General features: G+C 58.3%; 20 protein-coding genes. 10 read left to right on the top strand and 10 right to left on the bottom strand.

Annotated elements, in window-relative coordinates; genetic code table 11:
- Positions 1-104: 104 nt before the first annotated feature.
- On the bottom strand, positions 105-2543 hold the full coding sequence (locus TU74_RS12550) for a Lon protease family protein (protein WP_047279041.1): 2439 nt from the start codon (positions 2541-2543) through the stop codon (positions 105-107).
- Between the two features lie 272 nt (positions 2544-2815).
- On the opposite strand from TU74_RS12550, the gene TU74_RS12545 reads away from it, so the two are divergent.
- The 5 genes from TU74_RS12545 (at position 2816) to TU74_RS12525 (ending at position 6555) form a co-directional block, all read left to right on the top strand.
- On the top strand, positions 2816-3304 hold the full coding sequence (locus tag TU74_RS12545) for a DUF3015 domain-containing protein (RefSeq protein WP_019411892.1): 489 nt from the start codon (positions 2816-2818) through the stop codon (positions 3302-3304).
- Between the two features lie 75 nt (positions 3305-3379).
- Positions 3380-5233 (top strand): Lnb N-terminal periplasmic domain-containing protein, encoded by a 1854-nt coding sequence (locus TU74_RS12540; RefSeq protein ID WP_047292025.1) that lies wholly within the window; start codon positions 3380-3382, stop codon positions 5231-5233.
- A 15-nt stretch (positions 5234-5248) separates the two neighbouring features.
- Positions 5249-5554 carry a chorismate mutase gene (locus TU74_RS12535; protein ID WP_048376740.1) on the top strand — a complete coding sequence of 102 codons (306 nt, stop codon included), beginning with the start codon at positions 5249-5251 and terminating at the stop codon, positions 5552-5554.
- A gap of 89 nt (positions 5555-5643) precedes the next feature.
- Positions 5644-6015: a hypothetical protein gene (locus tag TU74_RS12530; RefSeq protein WP_047292021.1), complete on the top strand. Its 372-nt coding sequence runs from the start codon at positions 5644-5646 to the stop codon at positions 6013-6015.
- Positions 6016-6060: 45 nt separating this feature from the next.
- Positions 6061-6555 carry a GreA/GreB family elongation factor gene (locus tag TU74_RS12525; protein ID WP_048376738.1) on the top strand — a complete coding sequence of 165 codons (495 nt, stop codon included), beginning with the start codon at positions 6061-6063 and terminating at the stop codon, positions 6553-6555.
- On the opposite strand, the gene gdhA is transcribed toward TU74_RS12525, so the two are convergent.
- Positions 6552-7889 carry an NADP-specific glutamate dehydrogenase gene (gene gdhA / locus TU74_RS12520; protein WP_047292019.1) on the bottom strand — a complete coding sequence of 446 codons (1338 nt, stop codon included), beginning with the start codon at positions 7887-7889 and terminating at the stop codon, positions 6552-6554. The two genes, TU74_RS12525 and gdhA, sit on opposite strands and share 4 nt — an antisense overlap.
- 304 nt (positions 7890-8193) lie before the next feature.
- Entirely contained in the window at positions 8194-9861 is a 1668-nt protein-coding gene (ettA, locus tag TU74_RS12515; protein ID WP_047273569.1) for an energy-dependent translational throttle protein EttA, read from the bottom strand.
- 292 nt (positions 9862-10153) lie between these two features.
- On the opposite strand from ettA, the gene TU74_RS12510 reads away from it, so the two are divergent.
- Together TU74_RS12510 and glyA are read left to right on the top strand one after the other, a co-directional pair.
- A complete protein-coding gene (locus tag TU74_RS12510; protein ID WP_048376737.1) occupies positions 10154-14014 on the top strand; it encodes a sensor domain-containing protein in 3861 nt (1286 codons plus the stop codon).
- Positions 14015-14145: 131 nt separating this feature from the next.
- On the top strand, positions 14146-15399 hold the full coding sequence (glyA, locus tag TU74_RS12505) for a serine hydroxymethyltransferase (RefSeq protein WP_047273567.1): 1254 nt from the start codon (positions 14146-14148) through the stop codon (positions 15397-15399).
- A 79-nt stretch (positions 15400-15478) separates the two neighbouring features.
- On the opposite strand, the gene yjiA is transcribed toward glyA, so the two are convergent.
- The 3 genes from yjiA to TU74_RS12490 form a co-directional block, all read right to left on the bottom strand.
- Positions 15479-16450 carry a GTPase gene (gene yjiA, locus TU74_RS12500; protein ID WP_047281336.1) on the bottom strand — a complete coding sequence of 324 codons (972 nt, stop codon included), beginning with the start codon at positions 16448-16450 and terminating at the stop codon, positions 15479-15481.
- A gap of 137 nt (positions 16451-16587) precedes the next feature.
- Positions 16588-16785 (bottom strand): YbdD/YjiX family protein, encoded by a 198-nt coding sequence (locus tag TU74_RS12495; protein WP_047273565.1) that lies wholly within the window; start codon positions 16783-16785, stop codon positions 16588-16590.
- A gap of 15 nt (positions 16786-16800) precedes the next feature.
- Positions 16801-18867, bottom strand: a complete 2067-nt coding sequence (locus TU74_RS12490; protein ID WP_047273564.1) for a carbon starvation CstA family protein — start codon at positions 18865-18867, stop codon at positions 16801-16803.
- A 169-nt stretch (positions 18868-19036) separates the two neighbouring features.
- Here TU74_RS12490 and TU74_RS12485 point away from each other — a divergent pair, with 169 nt between their 5' ends.
- The gene (locus tag TU74_RS12485) at positions 19037-19414 is read left to right on the top strand and encodes a PilZ domain-containing protein (protein WP_048376735.1); all 378 of its coding nucleotides are present in this window, start codon (positions 19037-19039) and stop codon (positions 19412-19414) included.
- 3 nt (positions 19415-19417) lie between these two features.
- Here TU74_RS12485 and radA read toward each other — a convergent pair whose 3' ends face one another.
- From radA to katB, 3 genes are all read right to left on the bottom strand, one after another.
- Positions 19418-20785 carry a DNA repair protein RadA gene (radA, locus tag TU74_RS12480; RefSeq protein WP_047273562.1) on the bottom strand — a complete coding sequence of 456 codons (1368 nt, stop codon included), beginning with the start codon at positions 20783-20785 and terminating at the stop codon, positions 19418-19420.
- Positions 20786-20831: 46 nt separating this feature from the next.
- Positions 20832-21362 (bottom strand): ankyrin repeat domain-containing protein, encoded by a 531-nt coding sequence (locus TU74_RS12475; protein WP_047292007.1) that lies wholly within the window; start codon positions 21360-21362, stop codon positions 20832-20834.
- 64 nt (positions 21363-21426) lie between these two features.
- The gene (gene katB / locus TU74_RS12470) at positions 21427-22968 is read right to left on the bottom strand and encodes a catalase KatB (protein WP_048376732.1); all 1542 of its coding nucleotides are present in this window, start codon (positions 22966-22968) and stop codon (positions 21427-21429) included.
- Between the two features lie 285 nt (positions 22969-23253).
- Between katB and mscL the strand changes: the two genes are divergently transcribed.
- Positions 23254-23667 carry a large-conductance mechanosensitive channel protein MscL gene (mscL, locus tag TU74_RS12465; RefSeq protein ID WP_047273558.1) on the top strand — a complete coding sequence of 138 codons (414 nt, stop codon included), beginning with the start codon at positions 23254-23256 and terminating at the stop codon, positions 23665-23667.
- Between the two features lie 66 nt (positions 23668-23733).
- On the opposite strand, the gene TU74_RS12460 is transcribed toward mscL, so the two are convergent.
- Positions 23734-24510 carry a ferredoxin--NADP reductase gene (locus tag TU74_RS12460; protein WP_048376731.1) on the bottom strand — a complete coding sequence of 259 codons (777 nt, stop codon included), beginning with the start codon at positions 24508-24510 and terminating at the stop codon, positions 23734-23736.
- Between the two features lie 400 nt (positions 24511-24910).
- On the opposite strand from TU74_RS12460, the gene TU74_RS12455 reads away from it, so the two are divergent.
- Positions 24911-25624, top strand: coding sequence for a helix-turn-helix transcriptional regulator (locus tag TU74_RS12455; RefSeq protein WP_080963833.1), 714 nt, complete (start codon positions 24911-24913; stop codon positions 25622-25624).
- Positions 25625-25735: the final 111 nt, after the last annotated feature.

Here is a 25735-nt window from a genome sequence, read left to right as displayed (position 1 = left end):
AGTGACGACAGTGGAGGTCCATGTGCTGAGAATAGAAGAAAAACGGCGCCCGCCAAGGCGCCGTGACCAACGGAAGGTAAAACGCGTCACCACCGCAGAGGGCGTTACACGGTTTTTTTAGCCGCCAGGGTTTCGGCGATCAGTTCTTTTTCCGCTTCTTTGAGATCTTCATCGCTGATCATCTCTGCAATCACCCGCAGGCGTTCGACCACCCGCGCATTGACGCTGCCCTCCGGGAACTGACCTTCAGCGTCCGGCTCGCCCGCAGGCTCGCCCACCAACAAGCTCAGGGCTTCGTCTGCCTGACGCACCGCGTAGACGTGGAACTTGCCTTCGCGCACGGCCTGCAACACTTTCTCATCCAGCATCAAGGTGGCAACGTTGGCTTGAGGGATGATCGCACCCTGCTCGCCGGTCAGCCCGCGAGCCTCGCACAGACGGAAGAAGCCTTCGATCTTCTCGTTGACCCCGCCCACCGCCTGCACTTCACCGAATTGGTTGATGGAGCCGGTGATTGCAAAACACTGCTTGAGCGGCGTTTTGGACAGCGCGGAAATCAACGTGCAAGCCTCGCCCAGCGAAGCACTGTCGCCGTCCACGTAGCCGTAGGACTGTTCCAGCGCGATGCTGGCCGAAATCGCCAGCGGGAATTCCTGGGCATAACGACTGCCCAAGTAGCCGGTCAAGATCATCACGCCCTTGGAGTGAATCGGCTGCCCGAGGTTGACTTCGCGTTCGATGTCGACAATTCCGCTGCCGCCCGGGTACACCGTGGCCGAAATCCGCGCTGGCACGCCGAACGCTGAATCCCCCACTTCCAGCACGGTCAGGCCATTGCATTTGCCGACAGCGGCGCCATCGGTGTCGATCAGGATGATGCCTGCCAGCATGTCATCGAGAATCCGCGCCGACACACGCCCGGTACGGGTGGCCTTGGCCTTGAGCGCACGTTCGATGTGCCCGGCGTCGGTCATTTCATCGTTGGCCAGATGACGAATGAAATCCGCCTCGCTGACCAACTGGAACAGATCACCGATACGAGCCGACAACCGCCCCTGATGCTCCGCCAGCCGCGCGCTGTAGGTGGCCAGTCGCGCAACCGCATCGGCCGTCAGTGGCGCCATGCCTTCTTCAGACGTGCGCGTGGTCAGCAGCTGTGCAAACTGCTCAAGGCTTTCGTCGACCATCGGGATGTCTTCGTCGAAGTCCACCAGCACGCGGAACATCTCCTGGAAGTCCGGATCGAGGTCTTGCAACGTGTAATACAGCTGACGGGCACCAATGATGATGACCTTGACCTGCAACGGGATCACTTGCGGGGTCAGCGTCACGGTCGCCAGGCGGCCCATTTCACCCAGCGGCGACTCCATTTTCAGCTTGCGCGATTGCAGCGCGCGCTTGAGCGCATCCCACACGAACGGCTCACTGAGCATCTTCTCCGCTTCAAGAATCAAAAAACCGCCATTGGCACGGTGCAACGCACCCGGCCGCAACTGGCGGTAGGTGGTGTAGAGCGCGCCCTGATCGGTGCTGTATTCAATACGACCAAACAGGTTGTCGTAGGTCGGGTGCGGCTCAAACACCACCGGGGCGCCGCCGCTCATCGGCTGACCCACCACCAGGCTTGGCAGGTATTGCTCTTCGAGCAGCTTGCGCGCCTGCGCATCGGTCTTGCTGTCGTCGACCAACTGCTCGACCACGGTTTTGAGCAGATACACCTGCATGGCCTGCAAATAACCGCATACCGCACCGTTCTCGGCGTACTTCTGCGACAGCGGCGCCAGCAACGGTTGCAGCGCCAGGGTGATGGTTTCTTCGTTCAGGTGACGCAACTGGTTGTTAGACTCGCGCTTCCATTGCGGCAGGCTCGCCAGCTCTTCGTTAAGACGCTCTTCGAGCTGCGAAATGTCTTCGTGAAAACGCTCGCGCTCTTCTTCGGGCAACTGCGAAAACTCGGCTTCATCCAGCGCCTTGCCATCGCTCATCGGTGTGAAGGCGACGTTGCTGCTGTCGCGGTACAGCGCCACGCCCTTCTCCAGCGCCAGGCGCTCGATCACGTCCAGCGCCCGGTCATAACGCTGGTTGAAACCCCGGTCGATGGCGCTTTTGCGCTGTTGGTACGTCGGGTGTTCGAACACCGCCGGGAAGGTCGCCAGCAGGTTATCGATCAACCCATTGATGTCCGCGATGAACGCACCGGCGCCACTGGCCGGCAACTCCAGCGCCCGCGGTTCACGCGGGTCATCGAAATTATTGACGTACACCCAGTCGCTGGGCGACTTCAGGCGTTTGCCTTCAGCCTTGAGGTAACGCTTGACGAACGAAAAACGCCCGGTGCCGGGCTCGCCCATGACAAACACGTTGTATCCCGGACGCGGCATGGCCACGCCAAACTGCAAGGCTTCGACCGCACGCTCCTGGCCGAGAATGCCGCGAAAAGGCTCCAGATCATTGGTGGTAGAGAAGCTGAACTGTTCAGCGGAAAACGGACGGGTCAGCGCGTCAGGCGCTAGACGCAAGCTGGCAGCAACAGAATCAGGCATCGGGCTTCCTTACATCGGGCGGGGCAGATGGCAGCATTCTGGCGCTGGCCGTACGCCACTGGCAAGGCGCACGATGCGCGAATTCCCGAGGCCCTGTATTTGCGGGATTAAACTGCGCTCGATCAATGATTGTTTTGCAAAAAATAACGGAACCTGCAGAACGTGCCTAGACTCCAAGGTGTTACGCGGCCGGAAGTCATAACTGGCCCGTACTGGCGCTTCAGGGCCAGACACCCTTGTCCATTGGTTGCACACACATAGAGAACAAAGCTATGAAACGGATTCTTCTCGGTACTCTCTTCACTGTTGTTTCCCTCAATGCCATGGCTCAAGCACCAGGCGGCCCAAACTGCGGTTGGGGCAACATGCTGTTTGAAGGCCAGCGCGGCACACCGGCCCACTTCCTGGCCTCTACCACCAACGGCACCTCCGGCAACGCCACTTTCGGCATGACGTCCGGTACCAACGGTTGCACCACCAAAGACGCGCTGACCTACGGCGGCAAATCGTGGATTGCCATGAATGGCATGATGAACGAGCTGTCCGAAGACATGGCTAAAGGCAACGGCGAAGCACTGACCACCTACGCGGTGGTACTGGGTGTCGCCCCTGAAGACCGCGAGCATTTTGCTGCTGTCACCCACGAACACTTCCAGCAAATCTTCAGCAAAGCTGACGTGACGGCCGATGACGTTCACAACAACACCCTGGCTGTCCTGAAAAGTGACGCACGCCTGTCCAAATACGCCACTGCTGCGTAAATGAGACCTACCCGCTCCTTTCGGAGCGGGTATTCTTGCGCTTCATTTCTCTTTGCCTGACAACAGTTGCCCACCATGCTCAAACGCCTTGCCTATCTGGCGCTCTGTGCCTGCGCCCCGTTATATGCCGCGCCCCAAATCGACAATCAACGTGTGCAGCAGTTGGCCAACGACCCTTTCTGGATTTCCCTCGGGCATTACGAAGCCCGCACACTCGGAGGCTGGCGCAGTTACGTCAGCGACGACAAATTCTTCATCGCCCCCGACGGCGCCCAACACCCGGACGCAGAACTGCGTGCCACCGTCGAGGCGCTGTATTCGCCGTTGAGCCTGGGGGATAAACACCCGCAGTGCGTGTACCCGGCCCGCACCCGCTGGCTCAAGGCCCAATTGAACCTGACCGACCTGCCGCCAGCCCCCTGCGCGGAGTTCACGCAATGGTTCAAAGACGTGGCCCCGCACAGCACGGTCATGATTTTTCCGGCGGCCTACCTCAACAGCCCCTCATCGATGTTCGGTCACACCTTGCTGCGCATCGATCAGGCGGACGTGCAAAGCAACAAGACCGCGCTGCTGAGCTATGCAATCAACTTTGGCGCCTACATTGAAGGCTCCGACAACAGCATCCTGTATGCCTGGAAAGGGCTGGCCGGTGGCTACCCGGGCCTGTTCGCGCTGGTGCCGTATCAGGAAAAACTGTCGGAATACCGCAGCCTTGAAAACCGCGACCTGTGGGAATACCGGCTCAACCTGACCCCCGAAGAAACGCAACGCATGGTCGAACACGTGTGGGAACTGAAACAAATCCAGTTCGACTACTTCTTCTTCGATGAAAACTGCTCATATCGCTTGCTGGAGCTGCTGCAAGTGGCGCGCCCCGGCTTGCAACTGACCACCCAATTCCCGCTGACCGCCATCCCCACCGACACCGTCAAGGCCGTCAAGGAAGCAGGCCTGGTCGAAAGTATCGAATACCGTCCGTCCCGCGAGCGCGAGCTGCTGGACCGGGCCAAAGCCCTCGACCCTGAAGAACAGCAATGGGTGCTGCAGGTCAGCGCCGATCAGAAACAATTGCAAAACCCGGATTTCAAGGCACTGCCCAGCGCGCGTCAGGCGTTGATTATCGATGCGGCGTATCGCCTTGAACGCTACCGCGCCAACGGCCTGGAGCGAGACACCGACCGTTCGCAGCGCAGCTTTGAACTGCTGCGCGCGATCAACCAGAATCCGGCCCCGCAGCTGCATGTCGAAAAACCCGAGCTGCCAGAAAACGGCCACCAATCGCGTACCTGGCAAGTGGGCGTCGGCAGCCGTGATGACAAGGTTTTTGGCGAGTACGGCCTGCGCATGGCCTACCACGACCTCAACGACAACGCGCCGGGCTTCCCGTTGGGCGCGCAAATCGAAATCCTGCAACTCAAACTGCGCCAGTACGAAGGCAACCACTGGCAAATCCAGCAGTTGGACCTGGCCAACATCCGCTCCCTGACCCCGCGCAATGACTTGCTTAAGCCGTGGTCCTGGCAAGTGGGTGGCGGGCTGGAGCGCGTGCTCGGCAAACATGGCGATGAAACCCTCGTCAGCCACGTTAACGGCGGCGCAGGTGGCACCTGGCAACTGGCTGACGAGGTACTGGGCTTTGCTCTCGGCACCGTGCGCGTGGAGCACAACAACGACTTCGCGGCGTTCGTGTCACCTGCGGCGGGCTTTAACACCGGCGTGCTGTGGCGCAACCCGATCGGCAACCTGAGCCTGGAAGCCAAGGGCGATTACTTCACCAACGGTGAAATACGCCGCACCTTAAGCCTGAATCAACAATGGGAACTGTCGCGCAACCTCGGTTTACGCCTGACAGCCCAGCGCGAATTCAGCCACCTGACCTCGCCCGTGAACGAAGTGATGCTGGAAGTGAAGTGGTATCACTACTAAAGGGAGCTTCACCACATGACGGTAACGTGCCACACCCTTGAAGAGGTGCGCTCACACATCGACGAACTGGACCGCCAGATCGTCGGCCTGATCGCACAGCGCGGGGCGTATGTTTCGCAGGCTGCGCGGTTTAAAAAGGACAGCAACGCGGTCAAAGCGCCGCAACGCGTGGAGCAGGTTTTCCTCAAAGTCAGGGCATTGGCCGACGAACTCGGGGCCAACCCGCAGGTCACCGAACAGGTGTACCGCACCATGATCGCGGCCTTTATCCAGCAGGAACTGGCTGAACACTCGGCTCTCGGGGCTCAACCTGATCACTGACATCGCATTGACATCGGCTTGACGCCCCACTCACAGATCCCGGCCTACACTCACCGCATCAGCCGTTCAACGGTGCACTGAGGTGGGTTATGTGGCGCAGGTGTGTGGGGTTGGGGATGCTGATTGTGCTGTTGGCCGGGTGTGAGACCACCCATCAGGACCTGCTGGCCAAAGGGTATCCTCCCGCCTTTGCAGACGGTTTCGATGATGGGTGCAGCAGTGGCCGGCAAGCGGCCGGGGTGATAACGGGGGAATTCAAGAAAAACGTCCCGCGCTACCTGAAGGATTCGACCTACGCTCAAGGGTGGGATGATGGCTTTCGCCAATGCCAGGCCATGCGCGAAAACCAGGACCGGGAGCAATATCAGGACCGTCATTGGGATGAGCGCGAACGCGATTGGCAACACGAGAAGGATGTCGACGCTGCTCGTGCTTATCGCTCGCACTCATCTGAACCTTGATCGGCCCGCGGGCTCTCAACCTTATCGCCATAAGGGACAGTTGCCATGAGCCGCGCATTTGTAAACGAAGACAGCGCTGCTGACCACGCCAATGCCCCCATTGAGCGTCAGGTCAGCAGCCAGCCCAATTACGTCACCGCCCAAGGTCAAGCTTTATTGCAGGCCAAAGTCAGTGAGCTACAGGCTGAGCATGCTCACGAGACGGCGAAAGGGGATGAGGCCGACAAGCAGCGTTTGGCTGATCTTGATCGCGACCTGCGCTATTTCAATCAGCGCTTGCTCAGCGCACAGGTGGTCGCGCCCGCGACTTCGACGCAGAAGGTGCAGATAGGCAGTTGGGTGACGTTCGTCGATGAACACGACAATGAGCAACGGGTGCAACTGGTCGGCGAAGACGAGGCCAATGCCACGAAGGGGTTAATCAATTGGGGCTCGCCACTGGGCCGTGCGCTGTTGGGCGCAGGCCCCGGCGATGAAGTGTTGTGGCTTCGACCTGCCGGGGATTTGCAGGTCGAGATCGTTCGCGTGGACCGGGCTTAAACCACGCCCTGCGCGAGCATGGCATCGGCCACTTTGACGAAACCGGCGATGTTGGCGCCTTTGACGTAGTTGATGCGGCCGTTTTCTTCACCGTAGTGAACGCAGGCGTGGTGGATCGATTGCATGATGTTGTGCAACTTGCTGTCCACCTCACCCGCCGTCCACAGCAAGCGCATGGCGTTCTGCGACATTTCCAGACCGCTCACGGCCACACCGCCCGCATTGGAGGCTTTGCCCGGTGCGAACAAAATGCCCGCCTCGATAAACAGGTCCACCGCTTCCAGCGTGGTCGGCATGTTGGCGCCTTCGGCCACGCACCCACAGCCATTGCTCAGCAATGTGCGAGCGGCTTCGGCGTCCAGTTCGTTCTGTGTTGCGCAAGGCAGCGCAATGTCACAGGGCAGATGCCACGGATGCTGGCCCGCCAGAAACTCCAGACCAAATTGCGCCGCCAGTTCGCTGATACGTCCGCGCTTGACGTTTTTCAGCGCCATCAGCGCTTCCCACTGCGCGTCGTCCAGACCGGCTTCGCAATAGAGGGTGCCTTCGGAGTCCGAGAGGGAAATGACTTTGCCGCCCAGGTCCATGACTTTGCGCGCGGCATACTGCGCCACGTTACCCGAGCCGGAAATCGCAACCCGCTTGCCATCAATACGCTGGCCGCTGCGCTTGAGCATTTCCTGCGCAAAATACACGCAGCCAAACCCGGTGGCTTCCGGGCGAATCAGGCTGCCGCCGTAGCTCATGCCTTTGCCGGTCAACACGGAGGTGAACTGGTTGCTCAGGCGTTTGTATTGGCCAAAGAGGAAGCCAATCTCACGGGCGCCGACGCCGATGTCGCCAGCGGGCACGTCCACGTCCGAACCGATATGACGGTACAGCTCGCTCATGAAGGCTTGGCAGAAACGCATGACTTCCGCGTCGCTCTTGCCCTTGGGGTTGAAATCCGAGCCACCCTTACCGCCGCCCATGGGCAGCGAGGTCAGGGAGTTTTTGAAGGTTTGTTCAAACGCCAGGAACTTCAACACCCCCAAATTCACCGACGGGTGGAAGCGCAAGCCGCCTTTGTAAGGGCCAATGGCGCTGTTCATCTGAATGCGGAAGCCGCGGTTAACCCGCACTTTGCCTTCGTCATCCACCCATGACACGCGAAACACAATTGCCCGCTCAGGTTCGCAAATACGTTCGAGAATCCCGGAAGTCAGGTAGTGCGGATTGGCTTCGAGAAAAGGCCACAGGCTGCGCAGGACTTCTTCCACCGCCTGGTGGAATTCTGGCTGGTCTGGGTCGCGTTTTTTGAGGCGGGCAAGGAAGTGCTCGACGGATTCGATCATGGGTAAGTCTCGGCAAATTTATTGTCGTTAAACGGAGATTGGCCGGAACTTTATCAATTCATGTCGCACCGCGACAGCGCAAAATGTCGCAGTTCTGAATTTAAATGGTGCTTTTCTATAAATAGCGATGATTTTTAGAGATTTTGCGCACCAAAAATGTGAATTCTGTACCCACTTCTGCACCCCTTTTAAGCGTTAAACCGGTGAATTCCTGAAACGTGGCAAGCCGGGCACTGATGGCGGAAATAGCACACGCCAAAAAAAAACGGAGCCCCATGGGGCTCCGCTTTTGTAAAAACCGGCCTTACTGAGCCAGTTTTTTGTGACGCACGCGGTGCGGCTGGGTGGCCGCCTCACCGAGGCGCTTTTTACGGTCAGCTTCGTACTCGGTGTAGTTACCCTCAAAGAAGACCGCTTGCGAGTCGTCTTCGTAGGCCAGGATGTGCGTCGCCACACGGTCAAGGAACCACCGGTCGTGAGAGATCACAATGGCGGCGCCAGGGAAGTCCAGCAGTGCTTCTTCAAGCGAACGCAAGGTCTCAACGTCAAGGTCGTTAGACGGTTCGTCGAGCAGCAGCACGTTGGCGCCCTCTTTCAGGGTCAGGGCCAGGTGCAAGCGGCCACGCTCACCACCGGACAGGTCCTTGACGAACTTCTGCTGATCGCCCCCTTTGAAGTTGAAACGCCCGACATAGGTACGCGAAGGGATTTCATAGTTGCCGATGCGGATGACATCCGAACCGTCAGAAATGGCCTGGAACACCGTCTTGCTGCCGTCCAGGTCATCGCGGCTCTGGTCAACGCACGCCAACTGAACGGTTTCACCGATTTCGATGCTGCCCGAATCCGGCTGCTCTTTGCCCATCAGCATGCGGAACAGGGTGGATTTACCCGCACCGTTACCGCCGATCACGCCAACGATGGCGCCTTTAGGCATGGCGAACGACAGGTTGTCGATCAGCACGCGATCGCCGTAACCCTTGGAGACGTTCTTGAACTCGATCACCTTGTCACCCAGGCGCGGACCGGCCGGGATGTAGATTTCGTTGGTCTCGCTGCGCTTCTGGAATTCCTGCGATTGCAGTTCTTCAAAGCGTTGCAGACGGGCCTTGGATTTGGACTGACGCGCCTTGGCGCCTTTACGCACCCATTCCAGCTCGTCTTTCATGGCCTTTTCGTGGGCCGACTGCTGCTTGGATTCCTGGGCCAGACGATCGGACTTGGCTTCAAGCCAGCCCGAATAGTTGCCCTCGTAAGGAATACCGGCGCCGCGGTCGAGTTCCAGAATCCAACCGGCTACGTTGTCCAGGAAGTAACGGTCGTGCGTGATCGCAACCACGGTGCCCGGGAAATCGTGCAGGAAGTGCTCCAGCCAGGCGACGGAGTCGGCGTCCAGGTGGTTGGTCGGTTCGTCGAGCAGCAACATGTCCGGGGCCGAGAGCAGCAGGCGGCACAAGGCCACACGACGCTTCTCACCACCCGACAGGTGTTCAACCTTCGCGTCCCATGCGGGCAGGCGCAGCGCGTCGGCGGCGACTTCCAGCTGGCGCTCCAGGTTGTGGCCGTCGCCCGCTTGCAAGATGGCTTCAAGCTTGGCCTGTTCGGCGGCCAGCTTGTCGAAGTCGGCATCCGGGTCAGCGTATTCGGCGTAAACCTGGTCCAGACGCGCTTGGGCGTCCTTGATCACGCTCACGGCCTCTTCAACCACTTCGCGCACGGTTTTGCTCGGGTCCAGTTGCGGCTCTTGCGGCAGGTAGCCGATGTTCAAGTCCGGCATTGGACGGGCTTCGCCGTCGAACTCGGTGTCGACGCCAGCCATGATTTTCAACAGGGTGGATTTACCCGAACCGTTCAGACCGAGTACGCCGATCTTGGCGCCCGGGAAAAACGACAGGGAGATGTTTTTCAGGATTTCCCGCTTCGGCGGAACAACTTTGCTCAGCCGATGCATGGTGAAAACGTATTGAGCCATGGTGAACCTAGCGTCAGTGACAGGTGATTAAGGCGCGAGCAATGCACGGCTCAGGCCATAGCAGAAGGACAGGGATTGATCTGGGTCAATGCCTGTTCATGTAAAAAGCCTGAGTGTAGGAGCCCTTGTGCCCCCGCGTAACCGGCAAAGCTACCTGAATGCGCAGTGCAGGGCAAACCAGCGCCCACCAAGGGGCTGGCACTTTGCCACAGTCCAAGGCATGCTAGCCGCCCTTTGGGCGTCCCGCTTATAGTGCGTATCGCACCATTGCAGCCAATCGCAGGATCACAGCTTGCCCAACGTCACACCGTCTAACCCCGCGCGTGCTCCAGGCCCATGGCTCGGCCCCCCCGTGCGCGGCACGTTAAAAGGCGCGCTGGCCACGTTGGTCCTGCTTCTACTGGGCATGTTGTTCTGGCTGCTGATCGAGCAATTTCAGTCCACCGTCGAGCATCAGCGCCAATACAGTGCCACGTACAGCACCGACCTGGCAGATCACGTCAACCTGAGCATGGGCCTGCGGGCGGAGATGGCACTCAAACTGCTGCCTGCCCGGCCATCTCCGGTCACCCTGCAACAGTTGCGCGCGCAGGCCAGCCAGATGATGCAGTCGCTGCCCTCGTTGCAAAGCCTGGCCCTACTCAGCCCTGAGGGCGAGGTGCTGCTCGACAGCGGCGGCATCAGCCCGGACGCCGCCTATTTGCGGGACTGGATCAAACATAATCAATCGCGCAAAAGCACCGACGGCTATTACTTCAGCAACAACAGCGACGCCAGCACCCTTTATTTACTGCTGGATAAACCCGACCGCCCGACGCGTGGCTACTGGCTGCTGCGCCTGAGCCCGGACCTGCTGAACAAACTGACCCAGCAAACCATTCATGGCGACCGGCCGCAGTGGCTGATCGAAAATGCGCTGACCCATAAAGTACTGCGCCACAGCGCAGTGCCGGTCACACCGGCTTCCACCCTCACCGCACAGGATCAGGCCGATACTGTCGTGTTGATGCCGTTGAGCCACAGCGACTGGCAACTGCGCGGGCTGTTCAATAAGGAGCAGGTGGTCGAGCAACTGCTGCCCGGGCTCATCGGTAAATGCCTGCTTGGCCTGCTGTTTTCGTTGCTACCGTTGATCGCACTGATCAACCTGCGCCGCCGCCAGCGTCAGGCCCATGAAGGCCGTCGCCGTTATCACGACATATTTGAAGGCACCGGCGTCGCCCTGTGCGTGCTTGACCTCTCGAGCCTGCCGGGCTTTCTCGAACGCGAGCAACTGTATGACAGCGCTGCGCTCAAACACTGGCTGAACAACAACCCCGTGCAGCGCCAGCATTTGTGCGAACAGTTACGAATCACTGAAGTCAATCAGGTGGCATTGCACTTGCTGGACGTGGATTCGTGCGAAGGCGCCTGGGAAAAACTGATCAACGGCTGCCCGAACACCACCTCGGCCATCAGTTATCAAGTCATCGAGGCCGTGCTCAACCACCAACAGCAACTTGAGCTGGAAATCACCCTCGTCGACGCCAAGGGGCAGGACCAGCATTTATGGCTGGTGCTGCGTTTGCCGCAAGACCGCAGCGATTATCAGGCTGTGATCTTGAGCATCAGCGACATCACCAGCCGCAAGCTGATCGAGCTGTCGCTGCAAGAGCGCGAGAGCTTCTGGTCGGATGTGGTGCGTACCGTGCCGGACCACTTGTACGTGCAGGACGTCATCAGCCAGCGGATGATTTTCAGCAACCACCATCTGGGCCACACCCTGGGCTACAACGCCACCGAACTGCAGCAAATGGGCGCTTACTTCTGGGAACTGCTGCTGCACCCCGAAGATGCGGAGCATTACCACCTGATGCGCAAGCAACAGCGCCACAGTGGCTACGCGCACCTGCTGCAATGCCAGTTGCGTTTTCGCCATAGCAACGGCGTGTGGCGGCGCTTTGACATCCGTGAACAGGCACTGGCGCGAGACGCCTACGATCAAGTCACGCGTATCGTCGGCGTGGCCAAAGACATCACCGATCAGATCGAAGCCAGCGAATCGTTGCGTGACAGCGAGCAACGCTACCGGATGCTGGCCGAAAGCATCAGTGATGTGATTTTTTCAACCAACAATGCGTTGAAGCTCAACTATGTCAGCCCGTCCGTCCAAACCGTACTGGGCTTTGACGCCGAATGGGTGTTCACCCACGGCTGGCAATCAACCATTGCCAACCCGCAACAACTGGCCGGTGTGTACAGCCTGATCGAACAAGTCAGTCGCGCGCTGGACAAGCCCGAACAACTGGCCGCCCTGCGCACCCAACTCGACACTCAACTGTTCCTGTTCGATTGCTTGCGGGCCGACGGGCGCAAGATCCCCATCGAATTGCGTCTGGTACTGGTGTGGGATGAGAACGATGCGTTCGAAGGCATCCTCGGGGTCGGGCGTGATATCAGTCAGCAACGCCGCGCCGAAAAAGACCTGCGCATGGCCGCCACGGTATTTGAGCACTCGACCTCGGCCATCCTCATTACCGACCCGGCGGGTTATATCGTGCAGGCCAACGAGGCCTTCAGCCGAGTCAGCGGCTACGCCGTGTCGCAAGTGCTCGACCAGTTGCCGAGCATGCTCACCGTCGATGAGCAGCAACAGGCGCATTTGCACTACGTGCTCAAGCAACTGCACCAGCACAACACCTGGGAAGGCGAAATCTGGCTCAAGCGCCTGAACGGTGAACACTACCCGGCGTGGGTCGGCATCACGGCCGTGTTTGATGACGAAGGCGATCTGGCCAGTTATGTGTGCTTCTTCAGCGACATCAGCGAACGCAAGGCCAGTGAACAGCGCATTCATCGCCTGGCCTATTACGACGCCCTGACCCACCTGCCGAACCGCACGTTGTTCCAGGACCGTCTGCACACCGCGCTGCAACAGGCTGAACGCAATAAGTCGTGGGTGGTACTGATGTTCCTCGACCTTGACCGGTTCAAGCCGATCAATGACTCGTTGGGCCACGCCGCGGGCGATCGCATGCTCAAAGACATGGCCATTCGCCTGCTTGCTTGCGTGGACAACGACGACACCGTGGCGCGCATGGGCGGCGATGAATTCACCCTGTTGCTGCAACCCCGTGCGACCCGCGAGATGGCACTCAACCGCGCCATCAGCGTCGCTGAACAGATCCTCGCCAGCCTGGTGAAGCCGTTTGTGCTGGAGAGCCGCGAGTTCTTTGTCACGGCCAGTATCGGCATCGCCCTGAGCCCGCAGGATGGTAACGAGCTCAGCCAGTTGATGAAAAACGCCGACACGGCGATGTACCACGCCAAGGAGCGTGGCAAAAACAACTTCCAGTTTTACCAAGCGGACATGAACGCCAGCGCCCTGGAGCGGCTGGAGCTGGAGAGCGACCTGCGCCATGCGTTGGAGCAGCAAGAGTTCATCCTCTATTACCAGCCGCAGTTCAGCGGCGACGGCAAACGCCTGACCGGCGTCGAAGCGTTGCTGCGCTGGAACCACCCGCGTCGTGGCCTGGTGCCACCGGGCGACTTTATCCCGGTACTTGAAGAACTGGGGCTGGTGGTGGATGTGGGCGACTGGGTGCTGGCTGAATCGTGCCGTCAGCTCAAGCAATGGCACCAAGCCAAAGTGCGCGTGCCGAAAGTCTCGGTCAACATCTCGGCGCGGCAATTTTCCGACGGTCAGTTGGGCACGCGCATCGCCACTATCCTCAAGGACACCGGCCTGCCCCCGGCCTGTCTGGAGCTGGAACTGACCGAGAGCATCCTGATGCGCGAAGTGAGCGAGGCGCTGCAAATCCTTGCCAGCCTGAAAAACCTCGGCCTGAGCATTGCCGTGGACGACTTCGGCACGGGGTATTCGTCGCTCAACTACCTCAAGCAGTTCCCTATCGACGTGCTGAAAATCGACCGCACCTTTGTCGACGGCCTGCCCGAAGGTGAACAGGACGCGCAGATCGCCCGTGCCATCATCGCCATGGCCCACAGCCTGAACCTGGCCGTGATCGCCGAAGGTGTCGAAACCCACGAACAACTGAACTTCCTGCGTGAACACGGCTGCGATGAAGTGCAGGGCTATCTGTTCGGGCGGCCCATGCCTGCGCGACAGTTTGAAGCCCATTTCAGCCAGGAAGCCCTGCCGATGTTCGAGTAAGGCTTCAAAACCCGCTAAAAACCCGTACCTGAAAGCCACTTGTCTGCCACATGATTGCCTTTCATATGCCAGATAAAACCCGTTGGGTTAGAATGCCCTCCTTTTTCCGCCCCCGATCCTTGAGGACCGCCATGTTCAGCCGTGATTTGACACTTGCCAAGTTCGACGCCGACCTTTTTGCCGCCATGGAGCAAGAAGCTCAGCGCCAGGAAGAACACATTGAGCTGATCGCTTCGGAAAACTACACCAGCCCAGCGGTGATGGAAGCTCAAGGCTCGGTACTCACCAATAAATACGCCGAAGGTTATCCGGGCAAGCGTTACTACGGCGGCTGCGAATACGTCGACGTGGTTGAACAACTGGCCATCGACCGCGCCAAGGAACTGTTCGGGGCCGATTACGCCAACGTTCAGCCCCACGCCGGTTCCCAGGCCAACAGCGCGGTGTACCTGGCGCTGCTGTCGGCCGGCGACACCATTCTGGGCATGAGCCTGGCCCATGGCGGTCACTTGACCCACGGCGCAACCGTTTCGTCCTCGGGCAAGCTGTACAACGCGGTGCAGTACGGCATCGACGCCAATGGCCTGATCGACTACGACGAAGTCGAGCGTCTGGCCGTTGAGCACAAGCCAAAAATGATCGTGGCCGGTTTCTCCGCTTACTCGCAGATCCTGGACTTCCCGCGTTTCCGTGCCATCGCTGACAAAGTCGGCGCTTACCTGTTCGTGGACATGGCCCACGTGGCCGGCCTGGTTGCAGCGGGCGTTTACCCGAACCCGGTTCCGTTCGCGGACGTGGTCACCACCACCACCCACAAAACCCTGCGCGGCCCACGCGGCGGCCTGATCCTGGCCAAAGCTAACGCCGACATCGAGAAGAAGCTGAACTCCGCTGTCTTCCCGGGTTCGCAAGGCGGCCCGCTGGAACACGTGATCGCCGGTAAAGCTGTGTGCTTCAAAGAAGCCCTGCAACCTGAGTTCAAGGTTTATCAGCAACAAGTGGTGAAGAACGCCCAGGCCATGGCTTCGGTGTTCATCGAGCGCGGTTATGACGTGGTTTCGGGCGGTACTGAAAACCACCTGTTCCTGCTGTCGCTGATCAAGCAAGACATCTCGGGTAAAGACGCTGACGCCGCACTGGGCAAGGCCTTCATCACCGTGAACAAAAACTCCGTGCCGAACGACCCACGTTCCCCGTTCGTGACCTCGGGCCTGCGTTTCGGTACACCGGCTGTGACCACCCGTGGCTTCAAGGTTGAAGAATGCCGCGAGTTGGCTACCTGGATCTGCGACATCCTGGACGACATCACCAACGAAGCCGTGATCGACGCCGTTCGCGAGAAAGTCAAAGCCATCTGCAAGAAGCTGCCGGTTTACGGCAACTGAGTGTCACATGGCTAAATAAAAAGCCCGGCGCGTGAGCCGGGCTTTTTTATGAGTGCAAAAAAATGAGGCGGGCGTCCTCTCACTCGCTCCCGAGGCGCGCAAACCCCTCGCGAATCTTCTCTTCGGGCAGGTCGTCGGCAATAAACACCATCACACTGTCACGCACCTCTCCCTCAGCCCACTCCGTGTCCCAGTCAAAGCCATACAACTTCAGCACCCCTTGAAACACCAGGCGCCGGGCCTCGCCCGCGATATTGAGCACGCCTTTGTAACGCAGCAGTTGCGTGCCATGGTCTTCAAGCAGTTCATTCATGAATTCGCTCAGGCGATCGATGTCCAGCGGCTTATCGGTGCGCAGCACCAGGCTGGAGATACGGTCAACAGACGCTGCCGGCTGCACCGGGCGCAAACTCACCCCACCGCCCAAGTCGGCATTAAGGTTAAAACCGCGCACGTCCAGCAACTCCGCCAGATCGATTTTGCCGTGCTCGACCACGCGGATCGGTGCGCGACGGTTGATGCGGGTCAACCGCTCACTCAGGGCATCGAAAGTCGCGTCGTCCACCAGGTCGCGCTTACTCACGAGCAAACGATCCGCAAAGCCAATCTGGGCCTGGGCGATGGTCTGCGTCAGGTGAACCTGCGCATGGGCCGCATCCACCAGGGTGATAATGCCGTCCAGCAGGTAGCGCTCGCGCAGTTCTTCATCGATGAAAAAGGTCTGCGCCACCGGCGCCGGGTCGGCAAGGCCGGTGCACTCGATCACCAACCGGTCAAAGGCAATCTCGCCGCTGTCCAGCCGCTCAAGCAGCAGGTAAAGGGCTTTGGTCAGGTCAGTATGGATGGTGCAGCACACGCAACCATTGGCCAGCGTCATGACCTGCACCGGTTCGTCGCCCAACAGTTGGGTGTCGATCCCGGCATCGCTGAATTCGTTTTCGATCACGGCAATTTTAAGGCCGTGTTCGGCCTTGAGCAGGTAACGCAACAACGTGGTTTTGCCAGCCCCCAAGAAGCCGCTGAGGATGGTGACGGGGATGGGAGAGGACATGCAGTCTCCTTGAAAATGGGTGTGCAGATACGAAAACAGGAGCGGGCCTGTTCGCCAAGACACGGGGCATTCAACGGGATCGTTGACTGGCACCACACCTTCACGAACACGCCCGCTCCTGCACAAGGGCTAGCGGGTTAGCAGCACTTGGGGCCACCCTTGCCGCCGTACCGGGCCTCCTGGCGTTCGCGGAAGAACGCCTCATAACTCATGACCGGCTTGTCCGGGTGTTTAGTGCGCATATGCTCGACGTAATTGTCGTAGTCAGGCATGCCGACCATCAGGCGTGCAGCCTGACCGAGGTATTTACCGAGGCGACTCAGGTCGTTGAACATGTTTGCAGCCCTCTGTCACTCTTGCGGCATGGCCTGGAATGGCGCTTCTTTATCGGTACGTTCTTTGGTGCCCCAAGCGGCAATGCCGACTTTGAGCGCATAGAACAGGATGCTGAAGACCACGAACAGGAACAGCACGGTCAAGCCCGCGTTGGTGTACGCGTTGATAATCACGTGCTGCATCTGGTCGATGTTTTTGGCCGGGGCAATCACTTGGCCCGCGTCCAGCGCCGTGCTGTATTTGTTGGCCAGCGCCAGGAAGCCCACCGCCGGGTTGGCATCGAACAGCTTGATGAAGCCTGCCGTGGTGGTGCAGATCAGCAGCCAGACCGCAGGCAGCATGGTCACCCAGATATAACGCTGGCGCTTCATTTTGATCAGCACGACCGTGGCCAGCATCAGCGCGATACCTGCCAGCATCTGGTTGGAGATACCAAACAGCGGCCACAAGGTGTTGATGCCGCCCAGCGGATCGATCACGCCCTGATACAGCAGATAGCCCCACATCGCCACACAGCCGGCCGTGGCAATCAGGTTGGCAGGCCATGATTCGGTGCGCTTGAGGGCAGGCACGAAGCTGCCGAGCAAGTCTTGCAGCATGAAACGACCGGCACGCGTACCGGCATCGACGGCCGTCAGGATGAACAAGGCCTCAAACAAAATAGCGAAGTGATACCAGAACGCCATAGTGTTCTCGCCCGGTAACACGTGGTGCAGGATTTGCGCGATACCGACTGCGAGGGTCGGTGCGCCGCCCGCACGTGCCAGAACGGTGGTTTCACCAATGTCCTGAGCCAGCGCCGTCAGTGCATCCGGCGTGATTGCAAACCCCCAACTGGTGACTGTTTGCGCCACGCTGACAACGTCCGAACCGACGATCGCAGCCGGACTGTTCATGGCGAAGTACACGCCTGGCTCGATCACCGAAGCGGCAACCATTGCCATGATGGCGACGAACGACTCCATCAACATGCCGCCATAGCCGATGTAACGGGCGTTGGTTTCGTTATCCAGCAACTTGGGCGTGGTGCCCGAGGAAATCAGTGCGTGGAAACCCGAGACCGCACCGCAAGCAATGGTGATGAACAGGAAGGGGAACAGGCCGCCTTTCCAGACCGGGCCATTGCCATCGATGAATTGGGTAACGGCTGGCATTTTCAGCTCGGGCATGGTGATCAGAATGCCGATCGCCAAGGCCACGATGGTGCCGATTTTGAGGAAGGTGGACAGGTAATCGCGCGGAGCCAGCACCAGCCACACAGGCAGTACTGCCGCGACAAAACCGTAACCGATCAGCATCCAGGTGATTTGCACGCCCGTGAAGGTGAACACGTGCGCCCACTCAGGGTCGGCGGCGATCTGGCCCCCCAGCCAGATAGAGCCCAGCAGCAACAACACACCCACGATGGAGATTTCACCAATGCGACCCGGGCGGATGTAGCGCATGTAAATGCCCATGAACATCGCAATCGGGATGGTGGCCATCACCGTGAACATGCCCCACGGGCTTTCGGCCAGGGCTTTGACCACGATCAGCGCCAGCACCGCGAGGATGATGATCATGATCAGGAAGCAGCCAAACAGCGCAATGGTGCCCGGCACCTTGCCCATTTCTTCACGCACCATGTCGCCCAGCGAGCGGCCATTGCGGCGTGTGGACATGAACAGCACCATGAAGTCCTGCACCGCACCGGCCAGCACCACACCGGCAATCAGCCAGAGCGTTCCGGGCAAGTACCCCATTTGCGCGGCCAGCACCGGCCCGACCAATGGTCCGGCGCCTGCGATGGCGGCAAAGTGGTGTCCGAAAAGAATGTGTTTGTTGGTCGGCACGTAGTCCAGACCGTCGTTGTTAACGACCGCAGGCGTGGCCCGACTCGGGTCCAGCTGCATCACCCGGGTGGCAATGAACAGACTGTAATAACGGTAAGCGACCAGATAGATGGCAACGGCGGCCACCACGATCCACAAGGCGTTGATCGCCTCACCCCGACGCAATGCCACTACGCCAAGGGCGCAGGCTCCTACAATTGCCAGCACCAGCCACGGAATGTGACGGAGCAGGCTATTTTTATTATTCATTTTTATATTCCGGCCAGTTGGACAAGAAGGACTGCCCCCGGAGTTTAGCGCTCCCAGCACTAAAGACCACCCCCTGACGTTGGTCTAGAGCCTTCTTCGAGCGGTTTTTTTCATCACTGGCAATCGCCGGATCGGGACTATAGTTCAGGCACGCCCGGAGGATTTGACCATGCACACGCAACCTGATGAACGTCGGCACTTTACCCGTATTGCGTTCGATGCCCTGACCCTAATCAGTCAGGAGGATCTGCACTGGTCGGTCAAACTGCTGGATGTATCGCTCAAGGGGATGCTGATTGAAAAGCCGCTAACCTGGCACCCTCACACTGACCCTACGCCAGTGTTTACCGCGCACATCCAGCTGAGCGGCCAAACGCACATCATCATGGACATGCGTCTGGCCCATACCGAGGCCCACAGACTGGGCTTTGAATGCACCCGCATCGACCAAGGGTCGATCAGCCACCTGCGTCGAGTGGTCGAACTGAACCTGGGCGATGAAGCGCTGCTTCAGCGCGAGTTAAAAGCCTTGATCAGCGATCAGTAAACGCTATTCAAACAGGGCATCGAGCGCCTGCTCCAGCCGCGTCACCCCGATGATCTGCAAACCGGGCGGTGACTCTTTCGGGGCATTGCCCTTAGGGACAATGGCGCGTTTGAAGCCGTGCTTGGCCGCTTCCTTCAGGCGCTCTTGCCCGCTCGGCACCGGACGCACTTCGCCCGACAGGCCGACTTCGCCGAATACCAGCAAATCGTGGGGCAACGGGCGATTGCGCAAGCTCGACATCACCGCCGCCATCAAGGCCAGGTCAGACGCCGTTTCGAGCACTTTCACCCCGCCCACCACGTTGAGGAACACGTCCTGATCGTGGGTCGGGATGCCACCATGGCGATGCAACACGGCCAGCAACATGGCCAACCGGTTCTGATCCAGCCCCAATGTCACGCGCCGCGGGTTGGACATGTGGCTGTCGTCCACCAGCGCCTGCACTTCGACCAGCATCGGACGCGTGCCTTCCCAAGTCGCCATGACCACACTGCCCGGTACTTCTTCCTGCGCGCGCGTCAGGAAAATCGCTGACGGATTGGACACTTCTTTCAGGCCTTTGTCGGTCATGCCAAACACGCCCAATTCGTTCACAGCACCAAAACGGTTTTTCACTGCACGCAGCAGGCGCAAGCGTCCATCGGACTCGCCTTCGAAATACAGCACGGTGTCGACCATGTGCTCCAGTACGCGAGGCCCGGCCAGCGCGCCTTCTTTGGTCACGTGGCCGACGAGGAAAATCGCCGTGCCACTGGATTTGGCATAACGCACCAACAACGCCGCGCTTTCACGCACTTGCGAAACGCCACCCGGGGCCGATTGCAGTTGTTCGGTGAAAATGGTCTGGATCGAGTCGATCACCATGACCTTGGGTTTTTCGAGCTTGGCCGTGGCGATGATGCTTTCGATGCAGGTCTCGGTCATCACCTTGAGACGGTCCTGCGGCAGCCCCAGGCGGCGGGCGCGCATGGCCACTTGCTGCTGGGATTCTTCGCCCGTCACGTACAACGCAGGCATGCGCGTGGCCATGTGACAGAGGGTTTGCAACAGGATGGTGGATTTACCGATACCCGGATCGCCGCCAATCAGCACCACAGAGCCGTCGACCAGTCCGCCACCCAGCACGCGATCCAGCTCGCCGGACGCCGTGGAGAAACGCGGGATCTCTTCGATGCTGACTTCAGCCAGGGTTTTGAGCTGGGCTTGCTGTCCGGTCCAACCCGTGCGACCGCTGGGCGGTGCCGCAGAACCGCTTTCCACAACGGTTTCGACCAATGTGTTCCAGACACCGCACTCGCCGCACTGCCCGGCCCACTTGGGAAACGTTGCACCGCACTCGGTGCAGCCGTAAATGCGCTTGGGCTTGGCCATCTGAACTCCACGGAAAAAAACGCGATGATAGCCCACTCGGCCTAAATCAGCGCGCCACCGGCATGCGGATTTCACCCTTGGCCAGCCGGGCGGCACTGTTACCCAACGGATCTTCGGCATTCAGGTCCGCGCCGTGGCGGGTCAGTTCGTTAAGCAACTCAACACGCTTAAACAGCCCCGCGTACATGGCGGCAGTCTGGCCTGCCTGGTTACGCTGGTCCGGGTTGCACTCGGTGGCCAGCAACCGGCGGGCAATCTTGAGCTCACCTTTGAAAATAGCGCCCATCAAGGCGGTATTACCGCGTTTATCCTGCACGCAGGCATTGGCCCCGGCGGCCAGTAAACGCTCGACCGCGTCGGCCTGGCCGTGATACGCCGCCAGAATCAACGCGCTGTAGCCTTTGCTGTCCTGAGTGTCGAGGGCGTACCCCGACTCAATGAAGGTGTCGAGCATGGCCACATCGCCTCGGCGGGCAGCGTCGAAGTAGTAATCCTGAAGCTGCACGCGCATGTCCGGCTCATCGGCCTGAGCGCAGACACTGATAAACAGCACGGCGAACGGTATAAAAAAACGCATGGTGCGACCTCCCGGAGGTAAACCCTGCAACCACTGCCCAGCAGCGATTACAGGGGGGGGCGTATTAGTCGACCAACTTGGCAGCCAGTGCCTTGACGCGGGTCAGGTCACCTTTTGCGACGTGGGTCACACCGGTTCCGTACTCAGGGTCCGCTTTATAGAGAAAGGACAGGATGATGTGTTTGCTTTCATCGTCCGTGGTCGCCAGCGAGCCGCCGAAACTGTCAATCAGGTCCTGACGTTCTTTCTTGCTGAATGACCGGTACAGATCGCCCGCCTGTTTGAAGTTCTGCTCACGCGCGATCTTCGCTTGCTGGGTCGTCCCCGACAGGGCCATCTCGCTGTAACGCGCGGTTTGCGGCTCTTGACGCGGTTCCAGGCGGCTCGGCTGGTAGTTCACACCCGTAGTGGTGTGACCGAGGTTCATCGCGCCATCCTGGTTGCCATTGTTGACGGCTACACGGGGAGCGTTGATGGGTAATTGCAGGGCGTTGGCCCCCAAACGGTACATTTGCGTGTCGGCGTAGGAGAAGACGCGGCCTTGCAGCAGACGGTCCTCCGACGGTTCGATACCCGGCACCAGGTTGGCAGGCGCCATGGCAACCTGTTCGGTTTCCTGGAACACGTTGGCCGGATTACGGTTCAGGACCATCTGACCCACTTTGCGCTCCGGCACATTCGGCCAGATCTTGGTGGCGTCCAGCGGGTCGAACTCGAAGGATTTCAGGTCTTCAGGCTTGAGCACCTGCACGTACAAGTCCCACTTGGGGAAGTCGCCGTTTTTGATGTGGGTGACCAGATCATTGCTCATGTGGCTGTAGTCTTTGCCCTGAACCTCAGTCACCTGTTTCGGATCAAGGTTTTTCTGCCCTTGCAGGCTTTTCCAGTGGAACTTCACATACCGCACGTCGCCCTTGGCATTTACCAGTTTGTAAGCGTGGACACCGTTACCGTCCATTTCACGGTAGCTGGCCGGCGTGCCTGAGTTGGAGTACAGCTCAGTCAGGGTACGGGTCGCTTCCGGTACATGGGAGAAGAAATCGAAACGACGGGAATCATCATCCAGGTTGGTGCGCGGGTCAGGCTTGAAGGCATGCACCATGTCCGGGAACTTGATCGCATCACGGATAAAGAACGTCGGGAAGTTGTTGCCGACCAAGTCCCAGTTACCGTCTGCGGTATAGAACTTGGTTGCAAAACCGCGTGGGTCGCGCAAGGTTTCGGGCGAGTGGTTGCCATGCACCACCGCCGAGAAACGGACAAACACCGGCGTGACTTCACCGCCAGCAAACACTTTGGCTTTGGTCAGATCGCTGAGGTCGTTGGTCACGGTGAACGTACCGTGAGCCCCCGCACCACGGGCGTGTACGACCCGCTCAGGGATGCGCTCACGATCAAAACGCTGCAGCTTTTGCAGCAGTTGGACATCTTGCAACAGCACCGGGCCGTTAGCCCCGGCGGTTTGCGAATTCTGGTTATCGCCTACGGCAGCGCCGTTATCGCGGGTCAAGGTGGCGGCATGGACAGAAGCCGACAGTAGGCTGGCGCTCAACACACACAGCACGCGTCGCTGTGAAAGCAGTCCGAAGCCAAGGGAGGTGGTCATGCGTAGATCCTCTAATCATTGGGGGCGCATCAACGTGCACTGAGCAAAGGCTAGAGGTCGGCGGGGCAAATTCTAAATAGAAAGGTCTCAAGCAACCCATTAAGAAAAAAGTCTGGAGTTGCACCTCCGAGTCGCGTATTTGGCGGGCGCTGACGAGTAGTTGAAAACTTATGACGTACTGGCCGGTCGATAACAAACGCGTAGCGGCAAACAGCCAATCGGGCAAGATCCCCAAGGCTGATTTACACTGCGTTAACCAACCTCATCTGTAACAAGGAATAACCTATGGGCGTGATAAGTGAGTTCAAGGCCTTCGCGGTCAAAGGGAACGTGGTCGATATGGCCGTCGGTATTATCATCGGCGCGGCATTTGGCAAAATCGTTTCATCCTTCGTCGGCGATGTGATCATGCCTCCTTTGGGTTTGTTGATCGGTGGCGTGGATTTCAGTGACCTGGCCATTACGCTCAAAGCCGCCGTGGGCGATGCCCCGGCCGTCGTGCTTGCCTACGGTAAATTCATCCAGAGCGTGATCGATTTCATCATTGTGGCGTTTGCCATCTTTATGGGCGTCAAGGCGATCAATCGCCTCAAGCGGGAAGAGGCTGTCGCGCCAAGCGCACCGCCGGTGCCAACAAAAGAAGAGGAGTTGCTGGGCGAAATTCGCGACTTGCTCAAGGTACAAAACAATCGGCCTTAACCCGACTGTTAAAAAAACGGCGCCATCAGGCGCCGTTTTTATGTGAGCGTCACTGAGGCGGCAGCCTTACCAATAGTTCTCGACCGCTATCTGCCCCGGCTTGCGCGTCAAACTTAGCCGCATGGCTTTGTTTTTTAATAGCGCGCGAACATCCTCAATCATTTGAGGATTACCGCATATCATCACCCGTGAATGCTCAGCCGTTAACGCTACAGCCGCAGCACGCTCTAACTCGCCACTTTCAATAAGCGATGTCATTCGTTGATTCAATGCACCCGCGACTTTTTCACGTGTCACAACAGGCACATAGATAAACTTGTGCGCATATTCAGCCAAATACTCCCGCTGCATTAGCTGATGAATCAACGGCTGATAAGCCAGTTCTTTTTCTTCACGCGCACTGTAAACAAGAATGACGCGCTCAAACTTCTCCCACACTTCAAAGTCCTGAAGAATCGATAAAAATGGCGCCACCCCTGTGCCGGTTGCCAATAGCCATAAGTCGCGGCCATCCACAAACCGATTCAAGGTCAAGTACCCAAACGCCTGCCGATCAACCAGCAACGTATCACCCACTTGCAGACGGCTCAGCTCGCTGGTGAATTCCCCCCCCGGTACGACAATGGAGAAAAACTCGAGGAAGTCATCATGGGGCGACGACACCATCGAGTACGCGCGCCAGACCGTACTGCCGTCGGCTTTGGTCACGCCCAGCCGGGCAAACTGGCCTGCCGTGAAACGAAAGCCCTTGTCCCGCGTGGTACGCAGGGTGAAAAGGCTCGGGGTCATAGGACGAACATCAAGCAGGGTCTGACGGGTGAATTTTTCTGCGCTGGCAGTCATGGTGCACTCCATTGGCTAGTGCCCTAGTGTCGCGCAAACGCCCCATGAGAAACACCGACGATTTGTGATGGCATTATTTTGCCATCATCTAAAACGCGCTTTAAATAAACATTTTAAACATTGCGTGATACACGTAACGGTCATGTTAGTGAAGCAATAGCGTATGACACGGTGAGCACTTATTAATGACGTCAAAAAATTAACAAAAAAATCAAAACTTTAAATATCGAGCATCACCCACACAAGATATCGAATATCGATTTTCGTGCTTTTACACTAATTTTCATTCACTCAACTTATGTTAAAACAAGACAAACCGCTTTGAACTTTCCTACAAACCTCAACTACTATGAAGACGTTATGTAAATTGGATCATATTTTAGGGGCAAGGGATCTCCTCATGAAAACTCAACAAATAATCTATGAAAATCAGTGTGCTACAAACCAAACTGAAAGTCAGCTGACCGAATACACACTCAAAAAAATAGAAGCCTATGGTTTTGAATATTTTCTGTTCCGATTAATTCCTCGCTTCGGAAACATCCTAACGCATAGCAAATTATTAACAAACTATCCAAAAGGATTTATAGAGCATTACGAAAAAAATCACTATGTACAAACTAACCCCATTGTCATCCATTGCCAGCTGTCCATCTCACCCATCATCTGGGACCAAACCGTATTTAGTGAAACTCCCGAGATATGGGAAGGTACGCAAGCGCACGGGTTGAACCATGGGTGGTCTCAATCGGTACATGACACCAAAGGCGTTGTGAGCATTTTGAGCCTGGCCAGATCTAACGGCCCGCTCACGGAACGCGAATTTTCCGAGAAGGCCGCAAATGTCCTATGGCTGTGCAATCAACTGCACACGTCCATGACTTCGCGGTACTTTCCGCGGCATGTTGAGTCCGCCCCGACCACGCGGCTTTCGGCCCGTGAGGCGGAAGTACTGAAGTGGACGGCGGAAGGGAAAACCGCGTTTGACATAAGCATGATCCTGAGCCTGACCACGCGCACCGTGAATTTCCATATCAGCAGTGCCATCCGCAAAATGGGCGCGAACAATAAAACGTCAGCCGTGGTCATCGCGACCAAATCGGGCTTGTTATAGCCAAACGCCAGAGTGGCTCACATCCATCCCTTCACCTGATAAACGCATCAGGTAATCCCCTGCAAAAAAAAGTAAAATCGCGCACACCTGTAAACCCCACGGACGCCAGTG

It is taken from the genome of Pseudomonas lundensis (assembly GCF_001042985.1).
In the GTDB taxonomy this organism is placed as follows: Bacteria; Pseudomonadota; Gammaproteobacteria; order Pseudomonadales; family Pseudomonadaceae; genus Aquipseudomonas; species Aquipseudomonas lundensis.
This window is presented reverse-complemented; position numbering and strand designations above follow the sequence as displayed.

What these genes read in the sequence shown, in the direction of transcription:
- TU74_RS12550 (WP_047279041.1), bottom strand. Translation starts at nt 2,543, where the DNA reads ATGCCTGATTCTGTTGCTGCCAGCTTGCGTCTAGCGCCTGACGCGCTG.
- TU74_RS12545 (WP_019411892.1), top strand. Translation starts at nt 2,816, where the DNA reads ATGAAACGGATTCTTCTCGGTACTCTCTTCACTGTTGTTTCCCTCAAT.
- TU74_RS12540 (WP_047292025.1), top strand. Translation starts at nt 3,380, where the DNA reads ATGCTCAAACGCCTTGCCTATCTGGCGCTCTGTGCCTGCGCCCCGTTA.
- TU74_RS12535 (WP_048376740.1), top strand. Translation starts at nt 5,249, where the DNA reads ATGACGGTAACGTGCCACACCCTTGAAGAGGTGCGCTCACACATCGAC.
- TU74_RS12530 (WP_047292021.1), top strand. Translation starts at nt 5,644, where the DNA reads ATGTGGCGCAGGTGTGTGGGGTTGGGGATGCTGATTGTGCTGTTGGCC.
- TU74_RS12525 (WP_048376738.1), top strand. Translation starts at nt 6,061, where the DNA reads ATGAGCCGCGCATTTGTAAACGAAGACAGCGCTGCTGACCACGCCAAT.
- gdhA (WP_047292019.1), bottom strand. Translation starts at nt 7,889, where the DNA reads ATGATCGAATCCGTCGAGCACTTCCTTGCCCGCCTCAAAAAACGCGAC.
- ettA (WP_047273569.1), bottom strand. Translation starts at nt 9,861, where the DNA reads ATGGCTCAATACGTTTTCACCATGCATCGGCTGAGCAAAGTTGTTCCG.
- glyA (WP_047273567.1), top strand. Translation starts at nt 14,146, where the DNA reads ATGTTCAGCCGTGATTTGACACTTGCCAAGTTCGACGCCGACCTTTTT.
- yjiA (WP_047281336.1), bottom strand. Translation starts at nt 16,450, where the DNA reads ATGTCCTCTCCCATCCCCGTCACCATCCTCAGCGGCTTCTTGGGGGCT.
- TU74_RS12495 (WP_047273565.1), bottom strand. Translation starts at nt 16,785, where the DNA reads ATGTTCAACGACCTGAGTCGCCTCGGTAAATACCTCGGTCAGGCTGCA.
- TU74_RS12490 (WP_047273564.1), bottom strand. Translation starts at nt 18,867, where the DNA reads ATGAATAATAAAAATAGCCTGCTCCGTCACATTCCGTGGCTGGTGCTG.
- TU74_RS12485 (WP_048376735.1), top strand. Translation starts at nt 19,037, where the DNA reads ATGCACACGCAACCTGATGAACGTCGGCACTTTACCCGTATTGCGTTC.
- radA (WP_047273562.1), bottom strand. Translation starts at nt 20,785, where the DNA reads ATGGCCAAGCCCAAGCGCATTTACGGCTGCACCGAGTGCGGTGCAACG.
- TU74_RS12475 (WP_047292007.1), bottom strand. Translation starts at nt 21,362, where the DNA reads ATGCGTTTTTTTATACCGTTCGCCGTGCTGTTTATCAGTGTCTGCGCT.
- katB (WP_048376732.1), bottom strand. Translation starts at nt 22,968, where the DNA reads ATGACCACCTCCCTTGGCTTCGGACTGCTTTCACAGCGACGCGTGCTG.
- mscL (WP_047273558.1), top strand. Translation starts at nt 23,254, where the DNA reads ATGGGCGTGATAAGTGAGTTCAAGGCCTTCGCGGTCAAAGGGAACGTG.
- TU74_RS12460 (WP_048376731.1), bottom strand. Translation starts at nt 24,510, where the DNA reads ATGACTGCCAGCGCAGAAAAATTCACCCGTCAGACCCTGCTTGATGTT.
- TU74_RS12455 (WP_080963833.1), top strand. Translation starts at nt 24,911, where the DNA reads ATGAAAACTCAACAAATAATCTATGAAAATCAGTGTGCTACAAACCAA.